At 72.0% G+C, this 13929-nt stretch carries 12 protein-coding genes and 2 pseudogenes; 2 read left to right on the top strand and 12 right to left on the bottom strand.

The genetic code is table 11. The annotated features are described in order from the left end of the window. The 9 genes from BFF76_RS07690 to infC form a co-directional block, all read right to left on the bottom strand. Positions 1-367: NUDIX domain-containing protein (locus tag BFF76_RS07690; protein WP_065847713.1), on the bottom strand; the 367-nt coding region annotated here is incomplete at its 3' end. Positions 368-454: 87 nt separating this feature from the next. Then, positions 455-1795 (bottom strand): NsdA family TPR-like regulatory protein, encoded by a 1341-nt coding sequence (locus tag BFF76_RS07685; protein ID WP_065847711.1) that lies wholly within the window; start codon positions 1793-1795, stop codon positions 455-457. Positions 1796-2152: 357 nt separating this feature from the next. Beyond that, entirely contained in the window at positions 2153-4663 is a 2511-nt protein-coding gene (gene pheT / locus BFF76_RS07680) for a phenylalanine--tRNA ligase subunit beta (protein WP_053930975.1), read from the bottom strand. Then, entirely contained in the window at positions 4663-5790 is a 1128-nt protein-coding gene (gene pheS / locus BFF76_RS07675; protein WP_031097488.1) for a phenylalanine--tRNA ligase subunit alpha, read from the bottom strand. Before pheS ends, pheT begins: the two co-directional genes overlap by 1 nt. A 114-nt stretch (positions 5791-5904) precedes the next feature. Next, complete coding sequence (locus BFF76_RS07670) at positions 5905-7059, bottom strand: sensor histidine kinase (RefSeq protein ID WP_031097486.1); 1155 nt, start codon at positions 7057-7059, stop codon at positions 5905-5907. Between the two features lie 140 nt (positions 7060-7199). Further along, entirely contained in the window at positions 7200-8039 is an 840-nt protein-coding gene (locus BFF76_RS07665; protein WP_053930973.1) for a TrmH family RNA methyltransferase, read from the bottom strand. 152 nt (positions 8040-8191) lie between these two features. Beyond that, entirely contained in the window at positions 8192-8575 is a 384-nt protein-coding gene (rplT, locus tag BFF76_RS07660; protein WP_007457565.1) for a 50S ribosomal protein L20, read from the bottom strand. A gap of 114 nt (positions 8576-8689) precedes the next feature. Further along, on the bottom strand, positions 8690-8884 hold the full coding sequence (gene rpmI, locus BFF76_RS07655) for a 50S ribosomal protein L35 (RefSeq protein WP_031097481.1): 195 nt from the start codon (positions 8882-8884) through the stop codon (positions 8690-8692). 120 nt (positions 8885-9004) lie between these two features. After that, complete coding sequence (gene infC, locus BFF76_RS07650; protein WP_078850715.1) at positions 9005-9667, bottom strand: translation initiation factor IF-3; 663 nt, start codon at positions 9665-9667, stop codon at positions 9005-9007. A 385-nt stretch (positions 9668-10052) separates the two neighbouring features. On the opposite strand from infC, the gene BFF76_RS07645 reads away from it, so the two are divergent. Continuing rightward, entirely contained in the window at positions 10053-10418 is a 366-nt protein-coding gene (locus BFF76_RS07645) for a DUF1844 domain-containing protein (protein ID WP_031097477.1), read from the top strand. A gap of 64 nt (positions 10419-10482) precedes the next feature. On the opposite strand, the gene BFF76_RS07640 is transcribed toward BFF76_RS07645, so the two are convergent. Further along, a complete protein-coding gene (locus BFF76_RS07640; protein WP_031097476.1) occupies positions 10483-11211 on the bottom strand; it encodes an SseB family protein in 729 nt (242 codons plus the stop codon). 85 nt (positions 11212-11296) lie between these two features. Between BFF76_RS07640 and BFF76_RS07635 the strand changes: the two are divergent. Beyond that, positions 11297-12192: pseudogene (locus tag BFF76_RS07635) on the top strand (serine hydrolase). 18 nt (positions 12193-12210) lie between these two features. Here the strand turns inward: BFF76_RS07635 and mycP are convergent. Both mycP and BFF76_RS07625 read right to left on the bottom strand, forming a co-directional pair. After that, entirely contained in the window at positions 12211-13485 is a 1275-nt protein-coding gene (gene mycP, locus BFF76_RS07630) for a type VII secretion-associated serine protease mycosin (protein WP_079122339.1), read from the bottom strand. Next, positions 13482-13929: pseudogene (locus tag BFF76_RS07625) on the bottom strand (hypothetical protein); the annotation flags it as partial. The pseudogene BFF76_RS07625 and the gene mycP, both read right to left, overlap by 4 nt.

Here is a 13929-nt window from a genome sequence, read left to right as displayed (position 1 = left end):
ACCAGAAGAGATGGTGCCGGGCGTCGACGAGGCCGTTGGCCGGTTCCACGGTCATCAGCGGGCGCAGCTCGCCGGGGCGCCAGCCGGTCTCCTCCTCCATCTCCCGCGCCGCCGCTGCGGCGATGTCCTCGCCGTCCTCGACCACGCCCGCGGCGAGCTCCCAGCCCCAGCTGTCGGTGATGAACCGGTGCCGCCACAGGAGCAGGACCTCGTTGGCCTCGTTGACGACGGTCGCCGCGGCGACGGCCCGGAGCCGGATGAGGAAGTGGTCCAGATGGCGGCCGTCGGGAAGAACGACATCCGCCAGATTGACCCGGAACCAGGGATTCTCGTACACGGTCTGTTCCTTTGAGTTCGTCCACCGCACAGGTCTGCCACCTTCCGACTGGCCGATGGCAATATCTGATCAGGGTCCGGTTCGCAAAGGAACGCGCGGACGCTCCTCGGGCGGGGCTCACAGAGGCACGCGCAGCGCCCCGTCGATGAGGCGGGCCGCCGCCGTGGCGTCGGCGCTGCCGCTCACGGCCAGATACTCCCGTACGGAGCGCAGCCGGTCCCGGAGCCGCTGGGATTCCATACCCCGGGCGCGTTCCGCCATTTCCGAGGCCGTGCCGGCGGCCCTGTCGGCCTCTCCCTGGAGCAGTTCGAGATGGGTGAGGATGGCGAGCCGGTGCACGGTCCCGCGATCGTGCGCCGGGGAGCGTACGGCCGCGGTCGCGTGCTCCCGGGCACCGGCGAGATCCCCGAGACACAGCAACGCCTCGGCCACCTGGACGTTGACGAGGCCCGGCTGCACATACCCGGTCTCGTCCGGTTCGCCGCCGCTCCGGATACGGCCGGCCTCGGCCTCCGCGCGGCGGATGCACACCAGGGCGCTGCGGTGGTCACCGAGCTGCGCATAGGCCTTGGCCTGCATCGCGTGCAGATCGGCGGCCAGCGCCGGGGTGATGTGCGGGCCCGCCGCGCGCAGTGCGGCCTCGGCGAAGGCGACGGAGCGCCTGAATTCGGCCAGGTGCAGCGACTGGTTCACCAGCAGCGCGATCACATAGCCGCCGAGGCCCCGGTCCCCGCTTGCCTTGGCCAGGCGCAGGGCCTGGTGGAAGTAGCGCTGGGCGAGCCCATGGGCGTCGGAGTCGTAGGCGCAGATTCCCGCGACGGCCACCAGCCCGGCGGTCGCGCGGTGGAGCCGGCGGCCCGTGGCGTCGCTGTACCCGCCGCGCAGCAGGGGCGCGGTCTCGGCGTTGAGGAAGCCGACGATGCGGGACCTGGTCGCGATGCCGCCCGCCTTGCGGTACATCTGCTCGTAGTGCGCGCGGGCCGCCCGGAGCATCGCTATGTCCGCCATGCTCACGCGGGACGGACCGGGGCGGGAGACGTCGGCGTCCTCGGGAGGGTTCTCCCACTCCCAGACCGGCATCACGGCCGTCGTGCCCGTGGCGGCGGGCGCGGTGGCGAGGTGCGGACGCTGCTGTTCGTCGGAACGCCACAGAGCGGTGGTGTGCTCGACGAACCCGGAGAGGCAGGCGGCGTGGGCGGGCGAACGCATCCCGGGGATCCCCATGCCGATGTCGTCGAGCGTGACGGGCCGGTCGAGCCGGCCGGCCAGGACTTCGCAGATCAGGTCCGGGACCCGCCCGCGCGGGCGGGGGCCCTTGAGCCAGCGGCTGACCGCCGTGTGCTCGTAACGCAGGCACAGCCCGCGGGCACGGCCGGCCTGGTTGACATGGCCGGCGAGCCCGGCGCGGGACACACCCGCCTCGTCGATCAGGGATTCGAGCAGGACGTTGGGCTCCATTGCCCCCCCATGTACGCGTCGCAATGAGCCTAGTGGAGCACGATTCACACGGGGTGTGAACGGAATGCCCGAACCGTCCGTCCGTGCACCCTGCCGCGCCGGGACGCCGCTCGCTTGAATGAGTCCCTCGCAAGAGGCGGCCGGGTCGTCGGCTCCCCCTCGTACAGTTCGACGACCCGCACCCGCGCCGTTCGTTCTGCCGGCCTGCCCGACACTCCGTGGCAGGGCGGGCGGCGCCGGGCCGCACAGTCCGCTGTCCCGATGGCAGCAGCCCCGTGTGCGTCCCACCGCCGTCCCGCGAGAACAGAAGGGGCGTATCCGGTGTCCGGATACGCCCCTTCTCAACTCCCTTGCCCGCTACGCGCCGCGCAGCACCGCGCCGGTGCGCCCGGTGGCCAGGGCGACCGCCGTGTCGCGCGCCGCGGAGGCCTCCTCCACGGTCAGCGTGCGGTCCGGGGCACGGAACCGCAGCGCGTACGCCAGGGACTTCTTGCCCTCACCAATCTGCTCGCCGGTGAAGACGTCGAACAGCCGCAGCGATTCGAGCAGGTCGCCGGCGCCGTCGCGGAGCGCCCTCTCCACCGCGTCGGCGGGCACGTCCGAGTCGACGACGAGCGCGACGTCCTGGGTCGCCACCGGGAAGGTGGAGATCCTGGGCGCCTGGAGCGCGCCGTCGACAGCCTGCTCCAGGACGTCGAGCTCGACCTCCATGGCGCAGGTCCGCGCGGGCAGGTGGAGCTCCTTGACGACACGCGGGTGCAGTTCGCCCGCGTGTCCGAAGAGCGTCTCCACACCGTCGACCGTGACGTACAGCGCGGCGCAGCGGCCGGGGTGCCACGGCGCGTGGCGGTCGGCGCGGACCGTGACCTCGACCCCGGCCTCACGGGCGATGGTGCGCGCCGCCTCGACGGAGTCCGCCCAGTCGGACGGGCGGCCCTTGCCCCACCAGCCGGCCTGCTCGCGGGCACCGGCGAGGACGACGGCGGCACGGCGCGGCTGACGCGGCAGCGCGGCGTCCAGTCCGGCGATCTCCTCCCCGGTGGGACGGCGGTCGACGGGAAGGCGCACGGCCTTGGTCTCCTCGCCGGTCGGCCTGAAGACGAGGCCGGTCTCGAAGAGCGCCAGGTCGTGGCTGCCGCGGCCGTCGTTGCGCCGCAGTGCGCCGAGCAGACCCGGCAGCAGCGTGGTGCGCAGCGCGGGCTCCTCGTCGGAGAGCGGGTTGACGAGGGTGACCGTACGGCGCCGGGCGTCGTCCTTCTCCAGGCCGAGCTGGTCGAGGACGGCGTCACCGATGAACGGGTAGCTCAGCGCCTCGACGTAACCTGCGCCCGCGAGGGCCCGGCCGATGCGGCGGTGCAGCCGCTGGCGGTCGGTGAGCCCGCGACCGGACGGCGGCGTCGGCAGGGTGGACGGGAGGTTCTCGTACCCCTCCAGCCGGATGACCTCTTCGGCCAGGTCGTTCGGCTCGGCGAGGTCGGGCCGCCAGGACGGCACCGTGACGATCAGCTCGTCCTGCCCGTAGACGTCGCAGCCGACCTGCTGGAGGCGGCGTACGACGGTCTCGCGGCCGTACGCGACTCCGGCCACCCGGTCCGGGTGGTTCGCCGGCATCGCGATGGTGCGGGGTGCGGACGGGGCGGTGATCTCCGTGACACCGGCCTCGGCCGTGCCTCCGGCCAGGAGGACCAGCAGGTCGACCGTGCGCTGCGCGGCAGCGGCGGCGGCCTGCGGGTCGACCCCGCGCTCGAAGCGCTTGGACGCCTCGGAGGTCAGCTTGTGGCGGCGTGCGGTCCGGGCGATGGCGATCGCGTCGAAGTGCGCGGCCTCGATGACGACCTCGGTGGTCCCGGCCTCCTCGGCCGCGTCCGCGATCTCCGTGTCGGCACCGCCCATGACGCCCGCGAGGCCGATCGGCCCGCGGTCGTCGGTGATGACGAGGTCCTGGGCGTCCAGGACACGCTTGGCTCCGTCGAGCGTGGTGAGTTTCTCGCCCTGCTGCGCGCGGCGCACGCCGATCGGGCCCTCGACCCGGGTGCGGTCGTAGGCGTGCAGCGGCTGGCCGAGCTCCAGCATGACGTAGTTGGTGATGTCGACGGCGAGCGAGACGGTGCGCATCCCGGCCTTCTGCAGCCTGCGCTGCATCCAGATCGGGGAGCGTGCCTCGGGCTGCAGGCCGGTGACCGTGCGCGCGGTGAAGTTGCCGCATCCGATCGGGTCGGACACCTTCACCGGGTAGCCGTACGCGTTGGGCGCGGGCACGTCCAGGAGCGCCGGGTCGCGCAGCGGCAGCCCGTACGCGATGGCGGTCTCGCGGGCGACTCCGCGCATCGAGAGGCAGTAGCCGCGGTCCGGCGTGACGGCGATGTCGAGGACCTCGTCGACGAGCTCCAGGAGCTCGATCGCGTCGGTGCCGGGCTCGTACTCCGGCGGCAGCACGATGATGCCGTGCGTGCCGTCGTCGCCCATGCCCAGCTCGTCGGTGGAGCAGATCATGCCGTGCGAGGTCTTGCCGTACGTCTTGCGCGCGGCGATCGCGAAGTCGCCGGGCAGGACGGCACCCGGGAGGACCACGACGACCTTGTCGCCGACGGAGAAGTTACGGGCGCCGCAGACGATCTCCTGCGGTTCACCGGTGCCGTTCGCGGTGCCGACGTCGACCGTGCAGAAGCGGATGGGCTTCTTGAAGCCCTCCAGCTCCTCGATGGTCAGGACCTGTCCGACGACCAGGGGGCCCTTGAGTCCGGCGCCGGTCTGCTCGACGGTCTCGACCTCGAGGCCGACGGAGACGAGCTTGGCCTGTACGTCACGGCCGGTCTCCGTCGCCGGCAGGTCGACGTATTCCCGCAGCCAGGAAAGCGGGACGCGCATCAGATCTCCATCCCGAACGGCCGGGTGAACCGGACGTCGCCCTCGACCATGTCTCGCATGTCCTCGACGTTGTGGCGGAACATCAGCATCCGCTCGATACCGAATCCGAAGGCGAATCCGCTGTACTTCTCGGGGTCCACACCGCAGGCGATGAGCACCTTCGGGTTGACCATGCCGCAGCCGCCCAGCTCGATCCAGCCCTCGCTGCCGCAGGTGCGGCAGGGGCGGTCCGGGTTGCCGACGGAATCGCCGCGGCAGACGTAGCAGACCATGTCCATCTCGGCGGACGGCTCGGTGAACGGGAAGAAGTTCGGCCGCAGCCGGGTCTTCATGTCCGGGCCGAAGAGCGCCTGGACCATGTGGTCGAGGGTGCCCTTGAGGTCGGCCATGGTGAGGCCCTCGTCGACCGCGAGCAGCTCGATCTGGTGGAAGACCGGGGTGTGCGTGGCGTCGAGCTCGTCGGTGCGGTAGACCCGGCCGGGGCAGACCACGTAGACGGGGGGCTTGCGGCTGAGCAGCGAGCGGGCCTGGACGGGCGAGGTGTGCGTGCGCAGCACGACACCGGACTCGTCGCTCCTGGCGCCGTCGGCGCCCTGCACGAAGAAGGTGTCCTGCATCTGCCGCGCCGGGTGGTCGGGCACGAAGTTCAGGGCGTCGAAGTTGAACCACTCCGCCTCGACCTCGGGGCCCTCGGCGACCTCGTAGCCCATGGCCACGAAGACGTCGGCGACGCGCTCCATGATGGTCGTCAGGGGGTGGCGCGCGCCGGCCGGGGTGCGGTCGTAGGGCAGGGTGACGTCCACCGCCTCCTCGACCAGGACCCGGGCGTCACGCTCGGCCTCCAGCTCGGCCTGGCGGGCGGCCAGCGCCTTGGAGACGGCGCCGCGGGCCTGGCCCACGCGCTTGCCCGCCTCGGCCTTGGCCTGGGGCGGCAGCGCGCCGATCTCCCGGTTGGCGAGCGACAGGGGCGAGGTACCACCGGTGTGCGCCGTCTTCGCCTGGGCGAGCGCGTCGAGGTCGCCCGCGGCGGCGAAGGCGGCGAACGCCTCGTCCCGCAGGCGCTCGATCTCTTCCGGTTTCAGTGCCTCGACCTCGACTGGGTCGTACGACTTGTTCGGTGCCGACATCTCTTCCCGTGCTTCCGATTGGCTGGTGGCGACCCTGGCTGGACGACTGAGGACGCAAAGGTGCCAAAAGTCGAGTCTACGGGCCGCCGGGGGGCGAAGAAGCCCGTGGGCCGCTCAGACCAGGTAGGCCGGCGCGCTCACGGGCAGGATAAATCGGAATTCCGCGCCGCCGCCGGGTGCGCGGTCGACCGTGATGGTGCCGCCGTGCGCCTCGACGATGCCCTTGACGATGTACAGGCCCAGGCCGGTCCCGCCGCGCTTGCTGCCCCGCCAGAAGCGGGTGAAGACGCGGCCCATCGACTCCTCGGGGATGCCAGGACCTTCGTCGCTCACGGTGACTGCCGTTCCGTTCTCGTCACTCTTCGCCGGTGCGGGCGCAGGGGCGATCTCAATAGTGACGGTTCCCTCGCCGTGACGCACCGCGTTTTCGAGAAGGTTGCCGAGCACCTGGTCGACCTTGTCGGGATCGGCCCATAGCGCGGGCAGCGGTTTCCGGGTGTGCACCAGGAAGCGGCCGGGCGCCTGCCCGGTCGCGATGAGCGCCTGGACGTGGCGTTCGACGGCCGCGGAGACGTCCACGGGCTGGCGGCGCAGCTCCAGCCGCCCGGAGTCGATCCTGGAGATGTCGAGCAGCTCGGCGATGAGCCGGGTGACACGGTTGGCGTCCGCGTCGACGGTCTCCAGCATCAGCCGCTTCTGGTCGTCGGTGAACCGCTCCCATTTGGCCAGGAGTGTGGCGGTGAAGCCCTTGACCGAGGTCAGCGGGGAGCGCAGCTCGTGGGCGACGGTGGCGATCAGCTCGGCGTGGCTGAGCTCGGTGCGGCGGCGGGCCTCGGTGCCGCGCAGCGACACGACGAGCCGGCGGAGCGGACCGGTCGGGGTCTCGCGGACGTACCGTGCGGAGACCAGGACCTCTCGGCCGCCGGGGAGCAGGAGATTCCGCTCGGGCTGGCCGACCCGGGTGGCGAGCCCGCCGTACGGGTCGGTCAGGTCCCACCAGCGTCGCCCTTTGAGGTCCTCCAGGGGCAGCGCCTGGTCCAGGGAGAGGCCGAGCGCGGTCGCCCCGGGGGTGGCGGTGATCCTGGCTGCGGCGGCGTTGAAGCAGATGACCTTGCGGTTCTCGTCGGCGACGACGAGACCGTCGGGCAGATCGTCCGGGTCGATGCCCGTCACGGGTTCTCCGAGGGCCCGGCTTCCGCCGGCCTCGTCGGAGAGGGCGCGCACGGAGGCCGTGTGTGTCGCTCGCGGCCTGCTCATGCCGACTGCCATCTTCCCGTACCCCACCTCTCGAACCGGTGCAGTGGGTCCCCGAGTTCATCACCCTACTAGGCGTCAGCGGCCGGGCGACACCCTCGGGGCGGGCGCCGGCGGAGTGTGGCCCGTATCGATCGGTGGGGTTCCGGCCGGGATCAGCCCGTGTGCCGGGGGCGCTGGGCCCGCGCGGAGGCGTAGAGGCACACTGCGGCGGCGGTCGCGAGGTTGAGGCTCTCGGCCTTTCCGTGGATCGGGACCCGGACCACGGCGTCGGCCAGGGCGCGCGTCTCCTCCGGGAGGCCCCATGCCTCGTTTCCGAACACCCAGGCGGTGGGCCCGCCCATGGTGCCCGCGTCGAGTTCGTCGTCGAGGTCGTCCTCGCCGGCGCCGTCCGCGGCCAGGACGCGCACTCCGGCGTCCCGGAGCCCCTGCACGGCCTGCTCGACGGGCACTCCGACGGCCACCGGCAGGTGGAACAGCGAACCGACCGAGGCGCGGACCGACTTGGGGTTGTAGAGGTCCACGGACGCGTCGGTGAGCACGACCGCGTCGGCGCCCGCGGCGTCGGCACAGCGCAGCACGGTACCGGCGTTCCCCGGGTCGCGTACGTGGGCGAGCACGGCGACCAGCTTGGGCTTCGCCGCGAGGATCTCCTCGAAGGGCGCGTCCAGGAAGCGGCAGACACCGATCAGGCCCTGCGGGGTGACGGTCTGCGAGACGTCGGCGAGCACGTCGCTGTCCGCGAGGTGCACCCGGGCGCCGGCGGCATGTGCGGCGTCGATGATGGCGGCGTACCGTCCGGCGGCCTCCGCTGTGGCGAAGAGCTCGATCAGCGTGGGCTCCCCGTCGCTGCCCCGGTGCCCTGCGGCCTCCCGCACGGCCTGCGGCCCCTCGGCGATGAACCTGCGCTCCTTGCCGCGGAAATTACGCCTGGCCAGCCGGCGTGCGGCGGCGACGCGCGGAGACCGCGCGGAGATCACTTCGGGGGTGCCCATGGTCGGCGGCGAGCCTCTCTGCGTAACTCTGCTTCACTGCGTACGTTTCTCTGCGTACGGGTGGCTGCGTACGCGGAGTGTCCTGCAACGCACCGGACCCGCAGACGGCTTGCGCCTGCGGGTCCGGCTGACTACCTGGAGAGCTGCCTGGATCAGGCGGCCTTCGGGGCGTTGACGTCGCTCGGGAGGGCCTTCTGGGCGACCTCGACGAGGGCGGCGAACGCGTTGGCGTCGTTGACCGCGAGCTCGGCCAGGATCTTGCGGTCCACCTCGATGTTGGCGGCCTTCAGACCCTGGATGAGGCGGTTGTACGTCATGCCGTTCTGGCGGGCAGCGGCGTTGATGCGCTGGATCCAGAGCTGACGGAAGTCGCCCTTGCGCTTCTTGCGGTCGTTGTAGTTGTAGACCAGGGAGTGGGTGACCTGCTCCTTGGCCTTGCGGTACAGGCGCGAGCGCTGACCGCGGTAGCCCTTGGCGGCCTCGAGGATCGCCCGGCGCTTCTTGTGGGCGTTTACTGCCCGCTTGACGCGTGCCACTTTTAACTCCTTGCAGCGGGGCTGGGAATCACGTTGTCGACTCACCAAGCCCGGAAACGAATTGGTCCCGGTCGGATCGAGGTCGCGCCTCCGGATTCACCGGAGGCCGCGTCCTCACTTGCCGAGAAGCTTCTTGACCTTCTTGACGTCGGCCGGAGCCACGACGACCGTGCCGGTCAGCGAGCGGGTCTTCTTGGACGACTTGTGCTCGAGCAGGTGGCGCTTGCCGGCCTTCTCGCGGAGCACCTTGCCGGAGCCGGTGATCTTGAAGCGCTTGCTGGCACCGCTGTGCGTCTTGTTCTTCGGCATCGCGCCGTTCTCTCCTCGTCAGTGGCGCCCCTCTCGGTGCGGGCACCGGACTGCAGGGGCGTCAGATCTTTGGGTGGTTCCCGAGGGACCCGGGGGCGCCTGGGTGGCAGCCCCCGGAGGTCACGCCTCGGAAGGTGTCTCGGCCGGAGCCTCGGCAGCTGCGGCCGGGGCCTCAGCGGTCTCACCCTCGGACTCGGCGTCCGGGGTGGTCCCCTGACGCTCCGCCTTGCGGGCGGCCTGGGCCTCACGGGCTTCGGCCATGGCTTCGGTCTTCTTCTTGTGCGGGCCCAGAACCATGATCATGTTCCGGCCGTCCTGCTTCGGGTTCGACTCGATGAAGCCGAGGTCCTCGACGTCCGAAGCGAGACGCTGGAGCAGTCGGAAGCCCAGCTCCGGGCGGGACTGCTCACGACCACGGAACATGATCGTGATCTTGACCTTGTCCCCCTGCTTGAGGAACCGGACGACGTGACCCTTCTTGGTGTCGTAGTCGTGCGGGTCGATCTTCGGCCGGAGCTTCATTTCCTTGATGACCGTGTGCGCCTGGTTCTTGCGCGCCTCACGGGCCTTCATGGCCGACTCGTACTTGAACTTCCCGTAGTCCATGAGCTTGCACACGGGGGGACGGGCTGTCGCCGCCACCTCGACCAGGTCGAGGTCGTACTCCTGTGCGAGCTCCAGGGCCTTGGCAAGCGGAACAATCCCGACCTGCTCGCCGCTGGGACCGACAAGTCGCACCTCGGGAACGCGAATCCGGTCGTTGATGCGGGGCTCGGCGCTGATGGATCCTCCTCGGTAGCACCACGCGACTGCCTGGAGAGAAGCCGCGTAACGTCTGTTGTGTGACCAACCGAACCGGGAAAGGAAAAAAGCCCCGGACGGGACACAGGCGGGGCTCCTGGAAATACCGGAACACCGCCGCGGTCAACCGCGGGGCGCATCGAGCAGCTCCATCGTCCGTACGGAACGATGGTCGCCACCTGACCGGTGACCTGCCATCCGCGAGGACGGTCAGGTGGGAGATCGGAGCCTCCACTTGTGGGCCGAGCACATAGGTGTCCGGCCGGTCGTTACACAAGGTTAGCAGCTCCCGGGGGGTACGGCGAACCCGCTGCCCGGGCGGCTCCCGCAGGAGGAACCGCGCCGGCGTGGCCTTATCGTGTGGGGCATGAGCGACGCGACCACCCCCAGCACCGAGAACCCCGGCTTCGACGACATGGCCCGCGACATCGCGGAGGTTCCCGCGGTCGAGGTGATCGTCACCGTCGCCGTCAACCTGATGAGCGCGGCAGCCGTGAAGCTCGGCCTGACCGAGGAAGGCGAGCAGCACAAGGACCTGGACGAGGCCCGCAAGCTGGTCCAGGCGCTGGCGGGACTGCTCGACGCGAGCGCCACCGAGATCAGCACGTTCCACGCCTCGCCGCTGCGCGACGGCCTGAAGTCGCTCCAGCTGGCCTTCCGTGAGGCCTCGCTCGTACCGGACGAGCCCGGCCAGGGCCCGGGCGAGAAGTACACCGGCCCGGTCTACGGCTGATCCTCGGGCCGGACCACGGCCCCGACGAGCCCGCCGCCTGCGACAGGTGGCGGGCTCGTGTGCGTCAGCGGCTGAAGAGCGGGACGCCCGGGGCTTCGGCGCCGGCCGGCAGCAGTGCCAGGTCGATCCCGCGGACCAGCCGGGCGCGCAGCACCTCGCTGGCCGAGAGCGCGTCGGCGACCCGCCGGGCGGCATCGGCGACGACGGCGTCCGGGGAGAGGACCAGGGCAAGGGTCCCGTCGGCCTGACCCGGGCCGAGGTGCGCGCGCAGCACCGCGGGCTCGGCGGCGGCCGCCTCCCGCACCGCCGCGACCACGGCCGGGTCGTCGAGCGGGTCGGTGCTGACGCGGTTCTCGGCCAGGGCCAGCAGCGCCGGGCCGGTCAGCTCGAAGGCGACGGGCCCCGCCAGGTCGAGCACCACCGTGTCCGCCTTCTCGTGCGCGGCGGCCTGCAGTGCCTGGTGCAGGGGTACGGCGACGGGGCGCGCCTGCGGGTCCCAGCGGGCCAGCGACGCGGTGGAGGTGAAGGCGGGCAGGGCACGCCGGTCACCGGCCTGCAGGGTCGGCACCGCCATGTCGCTGGTCTTCTCGCGGCGCAGCCCGTTCTCGTCCTCCTCGACCTCGCCGAGGACGGCGACGACCGGCACGAGGAGCCGGGCGTCCCTGAGCGCCGCGAGGACCGGGCCGATCGCCTCACGGTCCTCGGACCAGGCCGCGAGGGCCGCTGTCAGTTCGGGCGAGGCAGTGCCGTCGTCGTCGGAGAAACCGGGGTCCGGGATGTTCTTGAGCGCCACGTGACGAGCCTAGTGGGTCGGTTCTCCCGCCTGGGCGACAGGTCGGGCACAGCCTGCTGCGGGCCGCGCCGGCCGGCGTCCTGGCCTGTCCCGTCACAGAACGCGCAGGCCCGCGCTGTCCGGCCTCGTGGCCGCCGCCGTCCTGCTCTCGGCCGGTTCCACCGCGGGAGGTGCGTATCCGGTGGGTCGTTCGCCGGATGGCGCGTCCGCGGCGGTGGCCGCCGTATCGTCCGCGTCGAGCCCGTCGGCCGTAGCGAGGAGCCAGAGGTGGATCTCGACGCGGAGCTGGCCGATGCGCTGGCGCCCCTGGCGGACGGCGCCGACGTCTCGGTCGCCGTGCTGGACACGGAGAGCGGCGCGGGTGGCGCGTACGGGGACGGGGCCTACGACACCGCCAGCATCGTCAAGGTCGACATCCTGGCGGCGCTGCTGCTCCGGGCGCAGGACGAGGGCCGCGAGCTGAACGGTGCCGAGCACGCGTACGCCCAGGCCATGATCCGGCGCAGCGACAACACCTCGGCCACCGAACTGCTCAAGGTGATCGGCGGGGAGGAGGGGCTCGACGCGGCCAACGAAAGGCTCGGGCTGACCGCGACGAAGGCCGCGCACGCCTGGGGGCTGACCCAGACCACGGCCGCCGACCAGGTGCGGCTGCTGGAGGCGGTCTCCGGGGCGGACTCGGAGCTGTCGGCTGCCTCTCGCGCCTATGTGGCGGAGCTGATGGGCCAGGTAGAGGCGGACCAGCGGTGGGGAGTCTCCGCCGCGGGCACCGGAGCGGTACTGAAGAACGGCTGGATGCCCCGGACGACGACGGGGCTGTGGGACATCAACAGCATCGGGCGGGTGGAGAGCGGCGGCCACACCCTGCTGGTGGCGGTGCTGTCGCGCGGTCACGCGACGAAGGAGGCCGGCATCCGTCTCGTGGAGTCCGTCGCGAAGGCGGCGGCCGGCGTGGCCGGTTCGGTGACCGCGACGGGCTGAGGCGGGCCGGACGGACGGTCAGCGGAGGGGGCCGGTGGGGAACGGGCCGTAGCCGGGTGCGGCGGTGCTCCCCACGCCGGTGTTCCCGCCACCGGTGTTCCCGCCACCGGTGTTCCGCCCGCCGCTGTTCCGGCCGCGCCACAGGACCACGGCCAGGGCGAGCAGTACGGCCCCGAGGCCGCCCGCCGAGGGGGCCAGCCAGCCGGCCGGTCCCCCGTCGTCCTCCTTCGGGGCCGGGCCCGGGCCGAAGTACTCGTCGCTGTATCCGGCCTCGGCGGACCGTGCGTTCAGATCGCCGGGGCGCAGTTTCGCCCCGGCCTTGATCGCGGCGGCGGGGTCGACCAGGCCGTAGCCCCTGGCGTCGTCGCGGCCGCCCGAGGGGGAGTTGCGTGCGGTGTCCGTGAGCAGGCTCTTGATCTGCGCGGGCGAGAGACCCGGGTGCGCGGCGCGTACGAGTGCGACGGCTCCGGAGACGAAGGCCGACGCGGCGGAGGTGCCCCACTCGATGTAGTAGTGCCGGTCGGGGTTGGCCACGACGACGTCGACGCCGGGAGCGCTGACGGTGGCGTACCAGCGGCGGGTGGAGAACGCCGCGTGGGTTCCGTACTTGTCGACCGCAGCCGCGGCGATCACACCCGGGTAGGCGGCCGGATAGGAGGTCCGGTCGCCCTTGTCGCCGCTGTTGCCCGCGGAGGCGACGACGGCGACGCCCTTGCCGAGGGCGTACTGCACGGCGGCGTCCTCACCGGGTTCCGGGTGGGCCGACTCGCTGTCGTCGCCGAGGGAGAGGTTGATGACGTCGGCGCCGTGGTCGGCCGCCCAGCGGATGCCGTCGGCGAGCGCGGTTCCGCGTGACTCCCGGGCCTTGGAGCGCGAGGCGTCGCCGGACTCGAGGATCACCCGCACGGGCAGGATCTTCGCCTCGGGGGCGACACCGAGCACGCCGTCCGCCCGGCCCGGCCCGTTGCCGCGGCCGGCGATGATTCCGGCCATCGCGGTGCCGTGCAGGGCCCAGGAGCGGTCGCCGCGTCCGGCGCCGAACCCTATGAGGTCCTTGCCCGGGAGTACCTGTCCGGCGAGGTCGGGGTGCTCGTCGTCGACCCCGGTGTCCAGGACGGCGACCGTGATGCCCTTGCCCTTCGTGGTCTGCCAGGCCTCGTCGGTGTGCAGGGCCTCCAGGCCCCACTGCTGGTCACGGATGGCGTCCGCGTGGGCGGGCACGGCGGGCAGCAGTGCGAAGGCGGTGGCCGTGGCCACGGCGCCGAGCGCCCGGAGCCGGCGGGGACGGGTCATTCCGGCTTCTCCGTGAGGTCGGTGACGGTCCTGCGCAGGGTGCGCTCCACCCGGTCGGCGACGCCCTTGGCCTCGTGGCCGAGTCCCGCCTGCGCGGTGGCCGTCGAGGCACCGTCCGCCATGGCCTCGGCGGCGGGCTGCGGCTCGGCGACCGTACGGCCGTCGGCGAAGCCGGAGACGGAGAACACGACGACGGGAACCTCGGTCAGGACGTGCACGGTCCAGCTGGCCCTCTGCTGTTCGCCGAAGCCGGCGGCGACGGTGCCCCTGACCGGGTAGGTGCGGGGCATCAGGTCGGAGCGGGCGGCGAGGCGCTGGGTGGTGAACCGGGTGCTGAGGGCGCCCATCGCCTCGGCGTCCCCCTCGGTGAAGACCATGCCCACGGTGGTGACGCTGCTGCGTGTGGCGTCGGTGTAGGTCGCGCGCAGCAGCGTCACCACCGTG

It is taken from the genome of Streptomyces mutomycini (assembly GCF_001700505.1).
GTDB lineage: Bacteria > Actinomycetota > Actinomycetes > Streptomycetales > Streptomycetaceae > Streptomyces > Streptomyces mutomycini.
The sequence above is the reverse complement of the archived record's forward strand: the minus strand, read 5'-3'. Positions and strand labels throughout refer to the sequence as shown.